At 61.2% G+C, this 19,836-nt stretch carries 15 protein-coding genes and 1 tRNA gene; 11 read left to right on the top strand and 5 right to left on the bottom strand.

The genetic code is table 11. The annotated features are described in order from the left end of the window. Nucleotides 1-20: 20 nt before the first annotated feature. Nucleotides 21-362 (bottom strand): DUF167 family protein, encoded by a 342-nt coding sequence (locus VHO05_RS10040; RefSeq protein ID WP_329646443.1) that lies wholly within the window; start codon nt 360-362, stop codon nt 21-23. Continuing rightward, nucleotides 359-649: a YggT family protein gene (locus VHO05_RS10035; protein ID WP_329646442.1), complete on the bottom strand. Its 291-nt coding sequence runs from the start codon at nt 647-649 to the stop codon at nt 359-361. Before VHO05_RS10035 ends, VHO05_RS10040 begins: the two co-directional genes overlap by 4 nt. Nucleotides 650-1,683: 1,034 nt before the next feature. On the opposite strand from VHO05_RS10035, the gene VHO05_RS10030 reads away from it, so the two are divergent. Then, a tRNA-Ala gene (locus VHO05_RS10030) sits at nt 1,684-1,759 on the top strand. A 156-nt stretch (nt 1,760-1,915) separates the two neighbouring features. On the opposite strand, the gene VHO05_RS10025 is transcribed toward VHO05_RS10030, so the two are convergent. Further along, a complete protein-coding gene (locus tag VHO05_RS10025) occupies nt 1,916-2,221 on the bottom strand; it encodes a hypothetical protein (RefSeq protein ID WP_329646441.1) in 306 nt (101 codons plus the stop codon). Between VHO05_RS10025 and VHO05_RS10020 the strand changes: the two genes are divergently transcribed. The 9 genes from VHO05_RS10020 to VHO05_RS09980 all read left to right on the top strand — a co-directional run bounded on the left by VHO05_RS10020 (nt 2,220) and on the right by VHO05_RS09980 (nt 14,334). Continuing rightward, nucleotides 2,220-2,828 carry an ANTAR domain-containing response regulator gene (locus VHO05_RS10020; RefSeq protein ID WP_329646440.1) on the top strand — a complete coding sequence of 203 codons (609 nt, stop codon included), beginning with the start codon at nt 2,220-2,222 and terminating at the stop codon, nt 2,826-2,828. The two genes, VHO05_RS10025 and VHO05_RS10020, sit on opposite strands and share 2 nt — an antisense overlap. Beyond that, nucleotides 2,825-4,054 carry a CmpA/NrtA family ABC transporter substrate-binding protein gene (locus tag VHO05_RS10015; RefSeq protein ID WP_329646439.1) on the top strand — a complete coding sequence of 410 codons (1,230 nt, stop codon included), beginning with the start codon at nt 2,825-2,827 and terminating at the stop codon, nt 4,052-4,054. The genes VHO05_RS10020 and VHO05_RS10015 overlap by 4 nt, the downstream gene beginning before the upstream one ends. Before the next feature lie 287 nt (nt 4,055-4,341). Next, complete coding sequence (locus tag VHO05_RS10010) at nt 4,342-5,652, top strand: nitrate/nitrite transporter (protein ID WP_329646438.1); 1,311 nt, start codon at nt 4,342-4,344, stop codon at nt 5,650-5,652. A gap of 20 nt (nt 5,653-5,672) precedes the next feature. After that, nucleotides 5,673-8,123: a nitrite reductase large subunit NirB gene (gene nirB / locus VHO05_RS10005; protein WP_329646437.1), complete on the top strand. Its 2,451-nt coding sequence runs from the start codon at nt 5,673-5,675 to the stop codon at nt 8,121-8,123. 5 nt (nt 8,124-8,128) lie between these two features. After that, a complete protein-coding gene (nirD, locus tag VHO05_RS10000) occupies nt 8,129-8,455 on the top strand; it encodes a nitrite reductase small subunit NirD (RefSeq protein WP_329646436.1) in 327 nt (108 codons plus the stop codon). A gap of 3 nt (nt 8,456-8,458) precedes the next feature. Further along, nucleotides 8,459-11,116 (top strand): molybdopterin-dependent oxidoreductase, encoded by a 2,658-nt coding sequence (locus VHO05_RS09995; RefSeq protein ID WP_414653741.1) that lies wholly within the window; start codon nt 8,459-8,461, stop codon nt 11,114-11,116. A 38-nt stretch (nt 11,117-11,154) separates the two neighbouring features. Continuing rightward, nucleotides 11,155-12,462: a porin gene (locus VHO05_RS09990; RefSeq protein ID WP_329646435.1), complete on the top strand. Its 1,308-nt coding sequence runs from the start codon at nt 11,155-11,157 to the stop codon at nt 12,460-12,462. A 376-nt stretch (nt 12,463-12,838) separates the two neighbouring features. Further along, nucleotides 12,839-13,660, top strand: coding sequence for a hypothetical protein (locus tag VHO05_RS09985; RefSeq protein WP_329646434.1), 822 nt, complete (start codon nt 12,839-12,841; stop codon nt 13,658-13,660). 344 nt (nt 13,661-14,004) lie between these two features. Then, a complete protein-coding gene (locus tag VHO05_RS09980) occupies nt 14,005-14,334 on the top strand; it encodes a GNAT family N-acetyltransferase (RefSeq protein WP_329646433.1) in 330 nt (109 codons plus the stop codon). On the opposite strand, the gene VHO05_RS09975 is transcribed toward VHO05_RS09980, so the two are convergent. Both VHO05_RS09975 and VHO05_RS09970 read right to left on the bottom strand, forming a co-directional pair. Then, nucleotides 14,327-16,657, bottom strand: coding sequence for an FdhF/YdeP family oxidoreductase (locus tag VHO05_RS09975; RefSeq protein WP_329646432.1), 2,331 nt, complete (start codon nt 16,655-16,657; stop codon nt 14,327-14,329). The genes VHO05_RS09980 and VHO05_RS09975 overlap by 8 nt on opposite strands. A gap of 689 nt (nt 16,658-17,346) precedes the next feature. Beyond that, nucleotides 17,347-18,207, bottom strand: a complete 861-nt coding sequence (locus VHO05_RS09970; RefSeq protein ID WP_329646431.1) for a DMT family transporter — start codon at nt 18,205-18,207, stop codon at nt 17,347-17,349. Nucleotides 18,208-18,342: 135 nt separating this feature from the next. Between VHO05_RS09970 and VHO05_RS09965 the strand changes: the two genes are divergently transcribed. After that, nucleotides 18,343-19,746 carry a PLP-dependent aminotransferase family protein gene (locus VHO05_RS09965; protein WP_329646430.1) on the top strand — a complete coding sequence of 468 codons (1,404 nt, stop codon included), beginning with the start codon at nt 18,343-18,345 and terminating at the stop codon, nt 19,744-19,746. Nucleotides 19,747-19,836: the final 90 nt, after the last annotated feature.

Here is a 19,836-nt window from a genome sequence, read left to right as displayed (position 1 = left end):
GTTACGCGCGTTGCAATGCCTCACGAGAGGCTCGCCAGCCGCGTGGCCAGCCGAACCTCAAGTTCCTCTGTATTGCCGGTGATCTCGACCGATTTCACGCGCGATTTACCCCCTTGGGCTAGCCGCACGCTGCTCTTCGACACCCCTAGCCATTGGGCCAAAAGCGTCAAAAGCGCCGCATTCGCTTCCCCGTCGGAGGGCACTGCGCGCACCCGAGCCTTGAGGGCTGGCCCCTCAGCCGTCGTCTCGATGCCGTCAATTGTATCTTTGAACGATTTTGGCGTAATCCGCACGCGCACGATGACGCACCCGGCGCCGGACCGCCAGGGCCGGTCGGCAGCGTTCAGCAGCCCAGCCGTCACAGGAAGAGCTTGGCGATATTCGGAAGAACCACGCTCTGCACGAAGAAACAGCCAAGCAAGAGGATCAGCGGCGAGAAATCGATGCCGCCAAAATCCGGAAGAGAGTTGCGGATCGGTCGCAGCAGCGGCTCGGTCACGGCGGCCAAGCCCTGGGCGAGAGCGCTCACGAAACGGTTGTAGGGGTTCACCACCCCAAAGGCCATCAGCCAGCTCAGGATCACCGAGGCGAGGATGATGTAGACGTAGAGGTCGATGAGATAACTGATGAAGCCGAGCAGCTCGATCATTGTGCGCCGTATCCTGCGTCGCGGAAGGTCTGACGACGTGTACCCGCTAGGCGGCGAGGCGGCAAGGCGCTGCGGATACGCACGCACACCCTGGAACACCGGAAGCACGCCGAACTTGGGGGTGGTTTCCTTGACAACGTAAACAGCCGGACCGTAAATGCCCAAACCTTAGGCCGTGCTCCGCTGAAGGTTCATTAGCGCTCGCACGGCCTGATCCCATGGGTTCGGGGCCGTAGCTCAGATGGGAGAGCGCCGCAATCGCACTGCACCGGACTCCCCAAAGCGACTAAGCTCCAATCGAAGATGCACAGGTTGCGCTGAACCTGAGCGCAGAAAACCTCCGTGCTGACATCCGAAGTTCAGCACAGCAACTCATTTCGGACTACGGCCACTTTAGCGAACCACGAAAGGCGTGCCGCGCATCCACACACGCTTACACTCGCTCGCGTCGCGATCTGAGTTCGGTCGCCTCACCTCGGCAATGCCCCCGCGACCAACGCTAGAGTGAATAGCGCCAGTGCGCTGAGCCCCAGGAACATCGCGACCACCCCCGCGCGAACCAAAATTTCGAAGAACACCACTGTCGGATCATGCGACGGAAACGGTCCAAAGACCTCCCTGAGGAATTCCCAAAATACTTCATAACATCTCCCCTCCTCGACAGGTGTATCGAAGACTTATATCCAGATCCAATGTATACGTCGCAATAACAACAGCATAAAAATCAAGAACAAAAGTAAACATCACGATGACGAAACAAGAACTACGCTTTCATCGCAAGCTATACAGAGGGCTATTTTCTGTGTATTGACTTTCCCGTTTTGTTCTGCTATGCAGCGGTCAAAGGTTTTGCGCGACCGGTGGCTCGCCACACATAGTTCCGACGGCGTTTCAACCGCCTAAGCTAATCACCTAATTTCCCTTACAGGTTCAGCGCGACCGGTGAAACCGCACACAACGGATAACAACCGCATAAAAGCATTGACATATAGGTTGAAGGTGCAATACATAACCTTTTGATATTGCATATTAAAGGGGCCGTAGCTCAGATGGGAGAGCGCCGCAATCGCACTGCGGAGGTCAGGGGTTCGATTCCCCTCGGCTCCACCAATTAAATCAGCAAGTTATTTCAATTCCTGAAAATCGCCTTCGACTTTGTCGCATACAGACGCAGGTTCAGGCATGTATGTGCATGTCGTCGAAAGCTCGCGTAGCCGCGGCTCCGGCTGTCTCGCGACATATCTCAACGGTGGCATTTTCACTCGGCTAGGCTGTGGGCGCGCGCGACAAGTGCGCCATGATCAAGGCGCATCGCACGCCGATTTTCATTGGCACGAAGTATCGAGCAGCATCGCGTTCGTAAAGACCTACCCAGGCAATTCGTCGGCTCTTGCCAGCCAGTAGCTCGCGCTTCTGCCGCCGCCTTCGTTCATACCCTGAGCGGGACGATGCAGCCTGCCGCTCTGCTATCAGCGTGTCCTTGGCGAGATTGAAAATGACCAGAATCAGGCGATTGCTGAGCTGCGATATTTCATGGTAAGGCGCAGCCGCCCTCCGATCGAGCGAGCGCATGTCCGAACCAGAAGCCACACTCTCCATTCTCATTCTCGATGAGAACCGGCTCAGGGCTGCCGTCATTGAGGACGGGCTGCGTGACGCGGGCTACATCAAGCTGACCGTCATCCACGATATCGCGGGTATCGCACGGCGCATTGCCGATATCTCGCCCGATGTCATCGTCATCGACCTCGAAAACCCCAACCGAGACGTACTGGAAAGCATGTTCCAGCTCTCACGGGCGGTGAAGCGCCCGATCGCCATGTTCGTCGACCGTTCCGACCAGGCGGCCATCGAGGCCGCGGTCGAGGCCGGCGTTTCGGCCTACGTGGTCGACGGCTTAAAGCGCGAGCGCGTTAAGCCAATCCTGGACATGGCCATCAGCCGATTCAATGCCTTCGCGCGCATGTCACGCGAACTCGAGGAAGCGCGTTCACAGCTCGAAAGCCGAAAGCTCGTCGATCGCGCCAAAGGCATTCTAATGAAAACGCGCGGCATGTCCGAAGAAGACGCCTATGGGCTCCTCCGCAAGACGGCCATGAACCAGAACCGCAAGATTTCCGAGATTGCTGAGAGCTTGATTACGGCCGCTGGCCTGCTGGCTCCGCCGGAGGAGAAATGAGCGAGGGTCGTTCACACGAGATCGTCGCGGGCTTCATGCCCCTGCTCGACAGCGCCATTCTTGTCGCCGCCAAAGAGAAGGGGTTTGCGGCTACGGAAGGCATCGATCTCACTCTCGTGCGCGAAACGTCATGGGCCAACATTCGCGACCGCATGGCCGTCGGGCACTTCCAGGCGGCGCACATGCTGGCGCCTATGCCGATTGCGGCCAACCTCGGCCTCACGCCGCTTGCCGCCAAGACCATCGCCCCCCTCGCACTCGGCCTCGGCGGCAATGCGATCACTGTATCGAACGCGCTGTGGGCGCGCTTGGTGGAGCATGGCGCCAAAGCGGATCTCGACCCGGCTGCCGCCGGACGTGCCTTGCGGGGAGTCATCACAGCACGCGACGACGCGCGGGACGCAACTCTGCGTTTCGCCGTCGTGCATCCGTTCTCCGGGCACAACTACGAGCTCCGCTACTGGCTTGCCGCCTGCGGCATCGACCCGGAGCGCGATGTCGAGATCGTGTTCGTTCCGCCGCCTCTCATGGCTGACGCACTCGCGAGCGGGACGATCGACGGCTATTGCGTCGGCGAGCCGTGGAGCACGGCGGCCCCGAAAGCCGGCCTCGGCCGTATCGTCACCGTCAAGGCTGCGCTCTGGCGCTCGAGCCCGGAGAAGGTTTTGGGGGTCGCGGCCAACTGGGCCGAACGCGAGCCGGAGGCTCTCGCCGCCTTGCTGCGCGCCATGTGCCGCTCGGCGCAGTGGTGCGCTTCGCCTCAGAACCATCGCGAGCTTGCGGAGATCCTAGCCGGGCGCGCCTTCATCGACCGTCCCGCGGAGTGGATGCTGCACGGCCTTTCCGGTGCGCTCGACATCGGCGGAGGCGAGATCATGCGCGCCGAGGATTTCTTCGTGCCGTTCGCGAAAGCGGCGACGTTTCCCTGGAAGAGCCACGCGCTCTGGTTCTACTCGCAGATGGTACGGTGGGGACAGGTGGCGCATACTTTGGGAAACGCAGCGATCGCGCGCGAGACCTACCGGCCGGACATTTATCGCAGCGCTCTCAAACCGCTTGGCGTCGCGCTTCCCGCTGCGAATGCGAAGGTCGAAGGGGCCCTGGTCGCGCCCACGCCCGTCGGCTCGGCAGGCGCGAGCCTCACGCTCGGCCCTGACGGCTTCTTCGACGGCGCGTTATTCGATCCTGACAAGCTCGGCGCCTACATTGAAGCCCAGCGGCGGTAAACCCACCGCGCGTGCACTGCACAAAATTTGTGCCGCTGGTGCGCAAATTGTCTATTCTTTGGCCTTGCTGATGGCCCTACGACGGGCGTATCCGTTCTCATAACAGGTTGATCCTGAGCGAATTGCTGCAGCGCCAAAGCTGGCGCGGCTCCCTGCTCCGGTCAGCTTCGGCGCCCAACGACGGGCGCTCCTCAGGCAAAGCCGCCGCTCAAGCCATTGCGCATCTGCGCAGGGGTTTGACCGGCGGCTTTTTGTTTTTCAAGCCCCGCAGGGCGGAAGGCGGATCGATGCAGGAAAACCATCACGCAGGTTTTGGGTTAGCACACGCTGAAGGCCGCGCGCTTTGGATATCGACGTTCGCGTTCACAGTGTGCTTCGCCGTGTGGACGATCTTCTCCATCATCGGCGTGCGCATCAAACAGGAGCTTGGACTCACGGAAACCGAGTTCGGGCTTCTCATCGGCACGCCGATCCTGACCGGCTCACTCTCGCGCATCTTCCTCGGCATCTGGACAGATCGTTTCGGCGGCCGCCTCGTATTCACGCTGACCATGCTTGCCACGAGCGTAGCAACCGTGCTGCTCGCCTTCGCCCACACATATCCGCAGATGATTGCCGCGGCGCTTGGTGTCGGCCTCGCGGGCGGGTCGTTCGCGGTGGGCGTCGCCTATGTCTCACGCTTCTTCCCGCAAAAACAACAGGGCGCCGCGCTCGGCATCTTCGGTGTCGGCAACGTCGGCGCAGCGGTGACCAAGTTCGCCGCTCCGTTTGTGCTTCTCGCCTGGGGCTGGCAGGCGGTGGCGCTGGTGTGGGCTGCCGCGCTCGTCGTCATGGCCGGTGTGTTCTACGTCACGACCACCGACGATCCGGTAACCATCGAACGCCGCAAGACGGGTGCTGCGGCCAAGCCCTTCCTGCTCGAGCTTTCGGCGCTGCGCGATATCCGGGTCTGGCGCTTTGCGTTCTACTACTTCTTCGTGTTCGGCGCGTTTGTCGCGCTCGCGCTTTGGCTGCCGCGCTATCTGATCGGCGTCTACGGCTTCGACATCGCAACCGCCGGCATGATAGGCGCCCTCTATTCAATCCCCGCCAGCATATTCCGGGCGTACGGCGGCATGCTTTCGGACCGCATCGGCGCCCGTTCGGTGATGTACTGGAGCTTCGCCGTCTCGGCGGTCGCTACGCTCATCTTGTCGCTTCCGCCGACCAGCTACGTCATGCGCGGCATCAACGGCGAGATCTCCTCCCACTTCGAGATCGGCGTCGGAGCCTTCATCGTCGCGGCCTTCGTGCTCGGCTTCTTCATGAGCCTCGGCAAAGCGGCTGTCTTCAAGCACATCGCCTCCTACTACCCGAACAGCGTCGGCGCCGTCGGTGGCCTCGTGGGCATGATCGGCGGTCTCGGCGGCTTCGTGCTGCCCATCGCCTTCGGCGCGCTCAATGACCTCACTGGCCTCTGGTCCAGCTGCTTCATGCTGCTGTTCGTGATCTCGGCCGGCCTCTTGGTGTGGATGGATGTCGTTGTCCGGCACGTGAACCGCAGCGACTCTCCCGCCGCGAAGAGTTTGCCTCATCAATCTTTCGTCGCTGCCGAATAGTCGACAGAGGGATACGCACAATGACCGAGAAGCTCGTCATCATCGGCAACGGCATGGCGCCGGGACGCATGCTCGAGCATCTGCTCGAGAAGGCTCCGGGACGCTACGACGTCACGATCTTCAACGCCGAGCCGCGCGTGAACTATGATCGCATCATGCTTTCGCCGGTGCTGTCCGGCGAGAAGGACTATGAGCAGATCATCATCCACGGCGACGGCTGGTATATCAAGAACGGCATCACGCTCTACAAGGGCCATAAGGTCGTCAGCATCGACAGAGCGGCGAAGTCCGTCGCTTCCGACAAGGGCGTGACGGCGCGCTACGACAAGCTCGTGATTGCCACAGGATCGGTACCGTTCATCCTGCCTGTGCCCGGCAACAACCTCGCCGGCGTGCTCAGCTATCGCGACCTCGACGATGTGCAGGCCATGCTTCTTGCTGCGCAGTCGCGTACGAAGGCGGTCGTCATCGGCGGCGGTCTGCTCGGGCTGGAAGCGGCGGCCGGGCTCAACGAGCGCGGCATGGACGTCACCGTGTTGCATCTCATGCCGACCCTTATGGAGCGCCAACTCGATGCGGCCGCCGGCTACATGCTGCAGCGTGAGCTCGAAAATCGCGGGATCGCCGTGAAGTGCAAGGCTAATACCAAGCGCATCCTCGGCGAGACCAAGGTGGAAGGCATCGAGCTTTCCGACGGAACCGTCATCCCATGTACCCTCGTCGTCATGGCGGCGGGTATCCGGCCCAGCGCATGGCTGGGCAAGAGCGCCGGACTCGAGGTCAACCGCGGACTCGTCGTCGACGACCACATGCAGACATCAGATCCCGACGTCCTCGCCCTTGGTGAATGCGCGGAGGTCGGCGGCCACGTCTACGGACTCGTCGCACCCCTCTACGAGATGGCCCGCGTCACGGCGGCAAAGCTCGCCGGCGAGGACGTGCAAGGTTTCGTTCACAGCGATACGCCAACCAAGCTCAAGGTCACCGGCATCGACGTGTTCTCGCTCGGCGACTTCGCCGACAGCGCGGATCGCCAGGAAATCGTGCTCCGTGACGCGGCGGCCGGTGTCTACAAGCGCCTCGTGCTCAAGGAGAACCGCATCGTCGGCACCGTGCTCTATGGCGAGACGGCGGACGGCGCCTGGTTCAACGACCTCAAGAAGAAGGCCGTCGACATCTCGGAGATGCGCGACACGCTCATCTTCGGGCAGGCCTACCAGGGCGGTGCGCCGCTGGACCCTACGGCGGCCGTTGCAGCATTGCCCGATGACGCAGAGATCTGCGGCTGCAACGGCGTGTGCAAGGGCAAGATCGTCGGCACCATCAAGGACAAGAGGCTGACTTCCCTCGAAGAGGTACGGGCGCATACGAAGGCCTCAGCCTCATGCGGTTCCTGCACGGGCCTTGTCGAACAGGTGATGAAGGTCACGCTTGGAGACGCTTTCAATCCCGTCGCAGTGCAACCGATGTGCTCCTGCACCTCTCTCGGCCACGACGACGTGCGCCGCCTGATCAAGGCAAAAGGCCTGAAGTCCATCCCTGCCGTCATGCAAGAGCTCGAGTGGAAGACCTCATGCGGCTGCGCCAAGTGCCGGCCGGCGCTCAACTACTATCTCGTCTGCGATTGGCCGGGTGAGTACGCCGATGACTACCAATCCCGCTTCATCAACGAGCGTGTGCACGCCAACATCCAGAAGGATGGCACCTACTCGGTGGTGCCACGCATGTGGGGTGGCGTGACGAACGCAAAGGAACTGCGCGCCATCGCCGATGTCGTCGACAAGTTCCAGATCCCGACGGTGAAGGTGACCGGCGGCCAGCGCATCGACATGCTGGGCGTGAGAAAAGAGGACCTTCCTGCCGTCTGGGCTGACCTCGGCAAAGCCGGATTCGTCTCGGGGCATGCCTACGCCAAAGGACTGCGCACGGTGAAGACGTGCGTCGGCAGCGATTGGTGCCGCTTCGGCACGCAGGATTCGACCGGCCTCGGCATCAGGCTGGAGAAATTCATGTGGGGCTCATGGACGCCGGCCAAAGTCAAGCTGGCGGTGTCGGGCTGTCCGCGCAACTGCGCCGAGGCGACATGCAAGGATATCGGCGTCATCTGCGTCGACAGCGGATTCGAGATCCACTTCGCGGGGGCTGCGGGCCTCGACATCAAAGGCACGGAGGTGCTCGGCCTCGTTAAGACCCAGGACGAAGCCCTCGAAGTCATCGTCGCGCTCACGCAGATGTACCGCGAGCAGGCGCGGTATCTGGAACGCATCTACAAATGGGCGAAGCGCGTCGGCGTGGATGAAATCCGCCGGCAGGTGCTCGACGATGTGGAGCGTCGGCGCGGCTTTTTCCACCGCTTCGTCCACTCGCAGAAGTTCGCACAGGTCGACCCGTGGTCCGAGCGCGTCTCTGGCTTGCACAGGCATGAGTTTCGCCCGCTCGCTGCGGTCGGCGTCCCACAGGCAGCGGAGTAAGGCCCATGCAATGGATCGCCATAGGCAATGTTTCTGACATTCCGCAGCGCGGCGCGCGCTGCATCGAGACACCGCGAGGAAAGGTTGCCGTCTTCCGCACGGGCGACGACCGCATCTTCGCCATCGATGACCGTTGCCCGCACAAGGGCGGCCCATTGAGCCAGGGCATCGTGCACGGCGCGTCGGTGACATGCCCGCTGCACAACTGGGTCATCTCACTCGAGACCGGCAAGGCTCAGGGCGCCGACGAAGGCTGCGTGCGCACCGTACCAATCAAGGTGGAGGGCGGCACGGTCTATATCGCGAGCAACGTCGCGGCAGAGGCAGCCTAACGCATGGATATGCGCGCCCCGCGTTCGGTCCAGACGACGTGCCCGTATTGCGGCGTCGGCTGCGGTGTGATCGCCGAGGTCGGCACCAGTGGCGATGTCAACGTCCGCGGCGATCCGGATCATCCCGCAAACTTCGGCCGGCTCTGTTCGAAGGGGTCTGCGCTCGCAGAAACGATCGGGCTCGAGGACCGGCTGCTATATCCAGAGATCTTCGGAGCCCGGTCGGACTGGAATACGGCGCTGGATCTCGTGGCTGCGAAGTTCAACGATGCAATCCGCGAGCACGGCCCGGACTCCGTCGCCTTCTACGTTTCCGGGCAGCTCCTCACCGAGGACTACTACGTCGTCAACAAACTCATGAAAGGCTTCATCGGCTCGGCCAACATCGACACGAACTCGCGCCTCTGCATGGCGTCATCCGTTGCAGGCCATCGCCGCGCGTTCGGCTCCGATACGGTGCCCGGCTGCTACGAGGACCTGGAACTCGCCGACCTCATAGTTCTCGCGGGATCGAACCTCGCCTGGTGCCACCCGGTGCTCTACCAGCGCATTGCCGCTGCGAAGGAGAAGCGGCCGGAGATGAAGGTCGTGCTCATCGACCCCCGTCGCACCGCCACGGCCGATATAGCGGATGTGCATCTTCCGATCCGGCCCGACGGCGATGTTCCGCTGTTTCTGGGGCTGCTGCGCCACCTTTCACTCAACCGCGCTATCGATGCGCACTACATCGCGCAGCATACGACAGGCTTTGATGTCGCCCTCAGTGCGACAGGTGCGCTCGACATCTACACGCTCGTCAGCCGGACGGGCATTCCGCTCCCGACGCTCGAAGAATTCTATCGCCTGTTTGCCGCAACCGAGCGCACGGTCACGATCTACAGCCAGGGCGTCAATCAATCCTCCTCGGGCACCGACAAGGTCAACGCCATCATCAATTGCCATCTGGCGACGGGGCGCATCGGCAGACCCGGCATGGGGCCGTTCTCGGTCACCGGCCAGCCGAACGCCATGGGCGGGCGCGAGGTCGGCGGCCTTGCCAATATGCTCGCTGCCCACATGGCGATCGAGAACGCGGAGGACCGCGATCGCGTGCAGCGTTTCTGGAACGCGCCGACCATTGCCACAAAACCCGGTCTTAAAGCCGTCGATATGTTCCGCGCGGTCGCAGACGGACGCATTAAGGCGCTGTGGATCATGGCGACCAACCCGGTCGTGTCGATGCCCGAGGCCGGCGCCGTCAAGGACGCGATCTCTGCTTGCCCGTTCGTCGTCGCGTCGGACGTGACTGCGGAAACCGACACGGCTCGGCTGGCGCATGTGCTGCTGCCTGCTCTCGCCTGGGGCGAAAAGAGCGGCACTGTAACCAACTCGGAGCGACGCATCTCGCGCCAGCGCAGCTTCCTGCGCGCTCCCGGTGGCGCACGACCCGACTGGTGGATCGTGTCTGAGATCGCTAAGCGCATGGGCCACGGCGAAGCTTTCGCCTATATTGATCCGAGCGAGATCTTCGCCGAGCACGCGGCGCTTTCGGCCTTCGAAAACGAGGGCACGCGCGATTTCGACATCGGCGGATGCGCGACACTCGACCCAGCCGCCTACGACGACCTCGCGCCGTTCCAATGGCCGCGCCGCGCCGGTTTCAAAGGTGCCGAACGCCTGTTCTCCGACGGCCGGTATTTCACACCAGACCGCAAAGCCCGCATCGTACCCGTCGCTCTCGGGGCTGCAGAAACGGCGACGCCCGGCTTCCCGCTCACGCTCAACACCGGCCGCGTGCGCGACCACTGGCACACGATGACTCGCACGGGCAAAAGCCAGCGGCTTTCTCAACACTATGCCGAGCCGTTCGTGGAGATCCATCCCGACGATGCAGAGCGTTTCCGCATCGGAGACGCGGATCTCGTGCGCGTCTCCACAGGACTCGGCGCGATGTTGGCGCGCGCGCTCGTCACGCCGCGGCAGCAGCCCTGCTCGATCTTCGTTCCCATGCACTGGAACGACCAGTTCGCTTCGGGTGCGCGCGTCGATTGCCTGGTCCCCGGTGTCACCGATGCGATCTCCGGACAGCCGGCCTCCAAGAATAGTCCGGCGCGCATCGAGCGGTTCGTTGCCGCGACGTATGGCTTTGCCGTCCTTCGGCACAAGCCCGAGCGGATTCCCGGGGAATACTGGGCGATCGCGAAATGCAACGGCGGCTGGCGCGTCGAGATGGCCTTGGCAGACGATCCTGCTGATTGGTCTTCCTTCGCGCGCAAGTTTCTCGGCAGGTCGAGCGAACCCATCGTCTATCGCGATGTACAGACTAGGCGCATGCGGTTTGCCGCCTATGACAACGGGCACCTTACGGGAATGCTGTTCCTTGCACCCGAGCCGGTGGCCGTCTCGCGCGAATGGGCGATCTCGCAGCTCGCCGTGGAGGCTCCCATCGGGCGACGCAACGCCGTTCTTGCCGGAGGCCCCGGCGCGGGCGTCGTCGATCGCGGCGCGACGGTGTGCGCCTGCTTCGGCATCGGCGCCATCGAGATTGCCTCCGTCGTCAAGAAAGGCTGCCGCACCGTTACGGCCGTGGGCGAGGCCACGCAGGCGGGAACCAACTGCGGATCGTGCCGGCCCGAGATCAAGAGAATCATACATGAGAACGCGCTCGCGAAAGTCGGCTGAGGAAGCCTCTCGGCAATCACACCAAACGGACCGCAGGAATGAGACGACGTTCAGCTTCGCCAATTTTTCAGTTTGCAATTGCGTCGGCGGTTTGCATTTGCGCCGGATACGCAGAGGCAGCGGATCTCAGTGGGGATTGCTGCGCTGATCTCGATGAACGGATCGCGGAGCTTGAGGCGACTGCAGCGCGTAAAGGCACTCGCAAAGTGAAGCTCACGATGTCGGGCTACGTTGCGCAGGAGATCACTGGGTGGGACGACGGCGGCAAAAGCAACGTCTACCTCCACGGGCTCGGCCCCACGCAGGCGACGCATATCAAATTCAACGGCGAGGCCACGATCTCCCCCGGCTGGACGGCCGGCTACATGATGCGCATCCAGAATCTGGATGACAATCCATTCGGCCGCAGCGGCACAGCAGCCATAACACAGGACAGGAGCGCCTTCAGCCAGGGTCTAAATGTGCAGATGTCCTACTGGTATCTGCAGAGCAAAGCTCTCGGCACGGTGAGCGTCGGCAGGCAGGCGCCGGCGGCCAAGAGTGCGGCCATGTTCACCGACCAGTCGGGCACGCAAATCATCGACAACTACACGTTCCTCGACGGCTTCCCGCAGTTCATCATCCGCAGCGGCGGCGATCTCTCGCCGGCGGCACTCACGTGGGGACAGCTCGCCTTTTGCTATTCGCAATCCGTGCCGCTCGGCGGCGACTGCGACGGCCTCGTCATGAATGCGGTGCGCTACGATACGCCCGTGATCGCAGGCTTCAGCGCCTCCGCGAGTTGGGGCGAGGATGACGACTGGCAGGTCGCCGCGCGCTATGCCGGCGAGTTCTCCGGCTTCAAGGTTTTGCTTGGCATCGGCTACTCCGGAAGCACCGATGAGCGTTTGGCTGTGGCGCTCCCAAACTTGATCGCGAAGGATTCGAGCTACTTCCAGGCTGGCGGCTATGCCGAGCACCTCGCGACCGGGTTGTTCCTCCACGGCGCCTACGGGTACGAGGACAACAGCGGGACGCTTCTGGCAGGTGACGCCACGCCTCCCGACGGCGAGCATTGGTACGTCAAGGTCGGCATCCGGAGAAAATGGACGCCGCTCGGCGCGACTGTCGTTTACGGCGACTATGGCCAATACATTGACCAGATCGGACCTAGTGCCCTCGCACTCGGTGTGAGGTCGAGCGAGATCGATTTGTTCGGCGGCGGTGTGGTGCAGGAGTTGGACAGCGCGTCGATGTCTCTCTGGCTCAAGTATCGCAACCAGAGCGCCAACATCTCAGGCGCCAGCGGTGTGGGCCCGCTCGACGATTTTCGTGCCCTATCAACGGGCGCTCTCATCAGATTCTAGGAAGCTTGGTCCAGTCCGCTTCGCGTGAGCAGCATTGAGATTTGACTATCGGCCAAGGATATCCGCCGAACAAATCGCTAGCTGTCGTCCGTTCTGTATCCATAAGCGGACGTTTCGAGAACGGGCCTCGCTGGGTACGACCAGCAGCTCAAATGTCCATAATTGGGATCTTTCAGCCGAAGTCGCAGCGTCAGCGAAGGGCCATTTGCGTAAGGTTTGGGCGGGGAAGCATGCATAACGCGCGCAATGGACATCGAGTAGAGCTGTGCCAATTGGCAAGACCTGCAGCGCCTCTTCAAAGGTCGCTCTCTTCGGTGGTCAGCAGCGTCTACCAGTGTAGAATAGCGTAGCAATGCATATGGGCAGGACGTCATTGATGTCGGATTGGTTGCTCAATCTCCCTGTGTCAGGCATGGCCTCGATTGTCTTCCTGGCGACTTATCTCATCGCAGGGGGAGTGTATCTAGTTGTGACCAAGCTCGCAGTGACCGAGTGGGCACGGGCTTTTAAGGCTGTGTCGCCCGGCATATTGTCCCCACTGGGCATTCTTTTCGCGCTGTTGGTTGGCTTCATTGCGGTCGAGGTCTGGAATAATTTCGACAAGGCAAAGACCGCCGTTGCCGCTGAGGCGAGCGCGCTTCGTGCCGTCGTTTTACTCGCCGGAACTTTCCCTCAAGAACAGAAGGCCCATCTAAGTGGTTTGATCAACCGCCACATAGAGGTAGCGGTGAATGAAGAATGGCCAGAAATGGCGCAACAGCGAGCGACACTCTCGGCATTTCCCACGGCCTTGATGGGCGCACTGGATTACGCCCTCGCTATAAAGCCCGCCGATGATAGCGAACGAACCGCACAGCCGGAAATGGTCAGAGCGCTCAATACAGCGCTTGAGGCGAGACGCCAACGCATTGTTATCAGCGAGTCTACTGTTGGGGCAGTCAAATGGATAGGAATCCTACTTCAGGGGCTCTGCACGTTGGTCGCCATTGCCATGGTTCACAGCGATAATCGGCGTGCCTGCGCTATGACATTGGCGCTCTTTGCGACAGGCATTGCACTGTCTGTGCTGCTCATCGCCGCTTATAGTCGCCCGTTTACGGGCGGAAACTCCGTGGGACCGCAACTCCTCCAGCAAGTCATCGCAAGTGAACGCGGCCCTACCGGTGGCATTGCCCCGATCCCTTTTGAGGTCCGTTAAGGGTCATCTGCAGTCGCTTGAGGTGACAGATCGACATCTGCTCTTCGGCGGAGGTAGATGCCCCACGCACAGCGCGGCGATCGTCCAGTGGACCAATGTCCGCGAATGGGACCGAGCGGTCTAGAGCGGACTAGAAATGACCGGTAAAGGCAAGCCGCTATTGACCCGAAGCCGACATGCATAAACCTAGGCACATGGTAGGGGCTATGATGTCAGTCGTCATTCGAGCGGCGCGTGGCGAGGACAAGCATAACCTAGGAACCCTTAAGCTGAGATCTTCGCTAGCTTGGGGAGATCATATCGAAGAGCTGCAAGCGCTTCCGGAAGCGAGGGAGGTTCCGGCCGTGCACTTGCCACATGTCATCGTCGCGGAGTTCGTCGGCGAGATTGTGGGTTTCGCCACTGTCCTCCCTGGCAGGGATGCTATTCAGGCCGAGTTGGAGGATCTGTTCGTCGCGCCCGAGGTATGGCGAAGGGGGATAGGTGGATCGCTGCTCGCCGAAGCTGAGCGCCGCGCCGCAGCACTCGGCGCACGATCGCTACATGTCGTAGCTGGCGAGCGGGCCCGTCCATTCTACGAGGCTGCCGGATATCTGTTTGCTGGAACGATCAGGACAGATCTTGCGCCCGCGGTCGAACTGCAAAAGGATCTTCCGACAGCTCGAGTCACATAGATTGCGCCGCGCGCACAGACACTGGGATCGATTTGTAGGAGGGAGTTCCGCTCCGGGGGTCGTACTGGTCGATAGCAACAAGATTGTTCGCTTCGGGATAATATGTTGCGACTGAGCCGATCGCGATATCGAACGAAACGGCTGTCAGGCCCGCAAGCGTTCGGGGTACCTCATCTTCGTTGCAAAGGGTCTCAACATCAACAATGTCGCCATGTTGAAGCCCGCGTGCTGCGAGGTCCGCCGCGTTCATAAATAGGATGTCACGCCGCCCCGTTATTCCACGATAGCGATCGTTGAGACTGTAGATGGTGGTGTTGTATTGATCGTGGCTGCGCACAGTTGCCAGTACGAGCGCGCCAGGTTCATAGCATCGCCGATCCTCTTCAAGTCCTGAGACAATCAGGAATTCCGCTTTCCCGGATTTCGTCTTCCACACCCGTCGTGATGCTGGAACGGTCAGCCGGAACCCTCCGGGGCTCGCGATCCGCTCATTGAAGTTTGAGAAATCGGGAAACACGGATTCGATCTTGTCACGGATAAGACGATAGTCGCCAATCAAAGTAAGCCACGGCACCTTGCTGTCCGGCAGCGTTGCTATGGCCAACTCACCGATGATGGCCGGCTCCGACTTGAGATGCTCAGACGCAGGCTTGAGACCACCTGACGAGGCATGGACCATCGACATCGAATCTTCCACGGTGACGGCCTGCCTGCCAGTGTCTTGCATGTCCAGCTCTGTGCGGCCAAGGCAAGGCAGGATGAAGCTCTCCCGCGCGATGAGCAGATGTGACCGATTTAGTTTCGTCGCGATATGCACCGCCAGATCGAGCTTGCGCATGGCCGGGAAGACGACGTCCGGATCGGACATCGCGACTGCCAGATTGCCGCCCAACGCTACCAGTGCTTTTGACCGACCATTGACAATCGCTTCAATGGCTTCGACCGCGTTATGACCCTTCTGGCGGGGTGCCTTTATGGAAAAGGTCCGCTCAAGATTGTCGAGAAGTTCCCTGGAGGGGACCTCCGTGATGCCAACGGTGCGGTCGCCCTGCACATTGGAGTGGCCCCTGAGAGGGCAAATGCCAGCGCCTTCCTTGCCGATGTTGCCGCGCATGAGCAACAGATTGGCGATTTGATTGACGTTCGAAGTCCCATGCCGGTGTTGCGTGATGCCCATGCCGTAGCAGATGATGACACGCTCAGCTTCCGCGTAGACCTTGGCAGCGGCTTTGATATCGGTACGAGAAAGCGCCGAGAAGCGCTCTATCTCCGTCCAGTCGGTGCCATCAATATTAGTGACAAGTGCATCAAACCCGTTGGTATGCTCGGCGATGAACTGCCTATCGATGAGGCCCCTTTGACCAGCCGCAATCGCGGCGCGGTCTGCATCAATCAACGCTTTCATCATGCCTTTGAGCACGGCGACGTCGCCGCCAATTCCTACCTGATAGTATGAGGAGGCGATCGGCGTGGAGCCGAGCGTTACCATTTCGAAGGCATTTTGCGGGTTCTGAAATCGCTCGAGCCCCCGTTCGCGCAGCGGATTGAACACGACGATCTTGCATCCGCGCTTTGAGGCTTCGCGGAGCGTAGCAAGCATGCGCGGATGGTTGGTGCCGGGGTTATGGCCGATGCAGAAAATCGCGTCGGCGTGATCGAAATCCTCAAGCGTGACCGTTCCTTTACCGACACCGATCGAATCCGGAAGTCCGACGCTGGTCGCCTCGTGGCACATATTGGAGCAGTCGGGAAAATTATTTGTGCCGTACTCGCGCGCGAAAAGCTGGTAGAGGAATGCCGCCTCGTTGGAGGCTCGGCCTGACGTATAAAACTCCGCCATGTTGGGGTCGGGCAGCGCCCGGAGTGCGGTTCCGATGCGTTGAAGCGCATCAGCCCAAGCCACCGGTCTAAATGTATCTGTGGCATGATCGTAGGCCATCGGGTGCGTTAGGCGGCCTTCACCTTCGAGTGCGTAGTCGGACCATTCCCACAGTTCTGTCGCCGTATGTGCGGCGAAGAACTCAGGTGTTGTTCGCTTGCTCGTGGCCTCCCAAGCCACGGCCTTGGCGCCATTCTCGCAGAACTCGAATGACGAGGTGTGCCTCGGATCGGGCCACGCGCAGCCCGGACAGTCGAAACCGGTCGGTTGGTTCATCTGAAAGAGCCCGCGAACCTCGCGCGAAACCGCCATCTCGTTGTTGAGTGCTTTCGCCACGGCCTTGAGGGCCCCCCAGCCACCGGCGGGACCAGTGTAGCGCTCTATGCCGTCAGCCTGCCTTCTGACCGACGGCCTGCTTGTGCCCTTGAAAGGTGCGTCGGCCATCCTGGGCTTCTGATCAAATGTCTCTGCGGGTGATGGCCTATTATCAATACGCAGAGGCTGTTGCTGCTCGCTTTCAACGCCGGTTATCCGATGTGGGCTCTTGGACATGGTCGGCTCCCGAGACCTTTCTGCGGCACTTGGCTTGGACGTTCCTTGTGAATGTGGATGCGCCTACGGACGAAACAAGCCTCACGCTAAGCACTCATTTGCAGTTGAGGTCTGCTGGTGGGGCGGTGACTCGACCGCAATCCGGAAGACGTGGGGCCGCACCACCGCATCCACTTGCGTCCTAGAAATTTAGAAGCCCCAGGCTGTGGCGGACAGCTGGGTGCGAGTGCTTTAAAGAAGGGGACCTTGCCATGAAACTCAGGACCACTCCCTAATACGTCCGACCGGCCTACAGTACCCCGCCTGGTCCTCGCGTGGGACTCTCTAGGGGGAGGCGCCCCCATGTTTCCAGCAAGATCAGATTTCGATGATGGTGAGTTCACACCCCAAAGCGTGCCTTTGGGGCCGCATGCGCTGCACCCAAAGGCACCCCCAAGACAAGGGGGAAGCGCCAGCGATTACCTCAATTGAATTGCGAAACTGCGCGATGGCCGAAGAGAATAACTGACCTTTGACAACTCAACTCCTGCCGAGACGGACCTCGGGTCAGGACAATCCTTCACCCATAGATTGTCTGATGGTTAGGCGAAGCGCTTTGCGCCCGCCACGCAGACGACGACGACCGCGGTTGAGGCGATCATGGTCCAGGCGATTGGTTCGTGCAGGAGTAGGGCCGCCAGCATAAGTCCGAAGAAGGGCTGCAAGAGCTGCAACTGACCGACCCCGGCGATCCCCCCGAGGGCAAGGCCGCGATACCAGAAGATAAACCCGACCAGCATGCTGAAGATCGAGACATATGCGAGGCTAAGCCATGCCGGCGCACCGATATCGATCCAGCTAACCGGCATCGAGAACAGCGCCATCATCGCCATCATCGGCAATGACAGCAACAAGGCCCAGGAGATGACTTGCCAGCCACCGAGCCGGCGCGAGAGCGTCGCGCCTTCGGCGTAGCCGAGCCCGCAGAGCAGAATACCGGCGACCATCAGGAGGTCGCCCACAACCGATCCACTGTCGCTTCCAGAAAGAGCGAATCCAGCGACGGTCGCAGCCCCGAGAGTTGAGAACAGCCAGAATTCCAGTCTCGGCCGTTCGCCGCCCCGAAAGACGCCGAAGATGGCTGTCGCGAGTGGCAGTAGGCCTATGAAGACGATCGAGTGAGCGGCAGAAATATGCTGAAGCGCAAGCGCCGTCAGTAGCGGAAAGCCGATGACCACGCCGAGCGCCACAACGGCGAGCGGGACCATATCGCTGCGTGCTGGCCTTGCCTGACGGAGCGCGAACAGGAAGGTCGCGCCGAGCAAGGCTGCGATCACAGCGCGCGCAGACGTGAGAAACAGCGGCGAGAGGTCGGCGACCGCGACGCGCGTCGCCGGTAGTGATCCGCTGAAGATGATGACGCCCAAGAGGCCATTGCCCCAGCCCGCGGTGGTTCGTTCCATGCGTCCTCGCTCTCCAGGCCACGGAGTTAGCGCTTAGGAGCTGACTCGGACACGAACGATACGATACGGTTTTGCCAAACTGTATGGGTAACACAACCAATACAGTTAAGGACCAAAAGAGCTCAGGAGGCGCGAATGACTGCCGGAGAGGGGACGCGAACAGAAGCGCTCATGAACGCGATCCGGACCAAAATTGCCAGTCGAGCACTTTTGCCTGGGGATCGCGTGCCCTCGGTGCGCCGTTTCGCCAAAACCATGAATGTTTCGTCATCGACTGTGGTGGAAGCCTATGATCGCCTCGCCGCCGAAGGTCTCATTTGCGCGCGGCGGGGCTCTGGCTTTTATGTGACGAGCATGAACCTGCCGCCAATGGCGCTAGCCCAGATGGGGACGCCGCGTGATCGCGCCGTCGATCCTTTGTGGGTGTCCAGGCAGTCCCTGGACGCCGACCCCTCAGTTCTAAAACCAGGTTGCGGGTGGTTGCCGGCCGATTGGATGCCGAACGCCGCGCTTCGGCGCGCCATCCGCTCACTTGCTCGAACGGATGACGCGGTCCTATCCGAATACGGAAGCACGCGTGGATCGGTAAACTTGCGGCGTCTTTTGTTGGGACGCTTCGCCGAAGAAGGCATCAACGCAATACCGGACCAAGTCATGCTCACGGGTTCTGGGACGCAGGCGATCGACCTGATTTGCCGCTTCCTGTTGCGGTCCGGCGATACGGTTCTGGTGGACGATCCCTGCTACTTCAACTTTCAGGCGCTTCTTCGCGCCCACCAGGTCAAGATCGTCGGCGTTCCCTATACGCCCACCGGACCGGACTTGGCGGCATTCGAGGCCGCAGTGGAGGCGGAACGGCCGCGCCTCTACATCACGAATTCGGCCCTGCATAATCCCACCGGCGCGAGCCTGTCGCCTCAGACCGCGTACCGGTTGCTCAGCGCTGCATCCGCTCGCGACGTGACGATCGTCGAAGATGACATTTTCGCCGACTTCGAGCCTGATCTCTCCCCACGTCTCGCCGTGCTCGACGGCCTGAACCGCGTCATCCGCATCGGCAGCTTCTCGAAGACGCTCTCGGCGTCGGTGCGCTGCGGGTACATTGCAGCGCGGGCGGACTGGATCGAAGGTCTAGTGGACCTCCAAGTGGCCACGAGCTTTGGCGGCGCGAGTCCAATCGCGACCCAACTAATCGCGAACGTTCTGGCGGGGGGCAGCTACCGCAAGCATATGGACGAGGTACGTCAGCGTTTGACGCGGGCGCGAAAGGTGGCGGCAGCTCGGCTGGCGCCGCTGGGGATCGTGCCCTGGATCACGCCGCGCGGCGGATTCTATCTCTGGTGCCGCCTACCGGATGGTCACGATTCTACCGTGATCGCCCGCCGGGCCGTAGCGCACAATGTCGTTCTCGCACCAGGAAATGTGTTCAGTGTTTCGCAGTCCGCCGCCAACTTCCTGCGGTTCAATGTCACCCAATTTGGGGGTGAGAGGGTATTGTCGGTCTTGCAGAGTGCTATGGAAAAATACAGCGCCGAATAAAGCGACAGGAAACTTGCAGAGGCTTTGATCTAAAGGCGGGCCCGAAGTCCGCTCCGCCCGGCGCGGGCGTGAGTCCGGCGTTGATGGCAC

It is taken from the genome of Hyphomicrobium sp. (assembly GCF_036262015.1).
Classification (GTDB): domain Bacteria; phylum Pseudomonadota; class Alphaproteobacteria; order Rhizobiales; family Hyphomicrobiaceae; genus Hyphomicrobium_C.
Note: the sequence above shows the minus strand (reverse complement) of the source record. Positions and strands in the feature narration are given on the sequence as shown.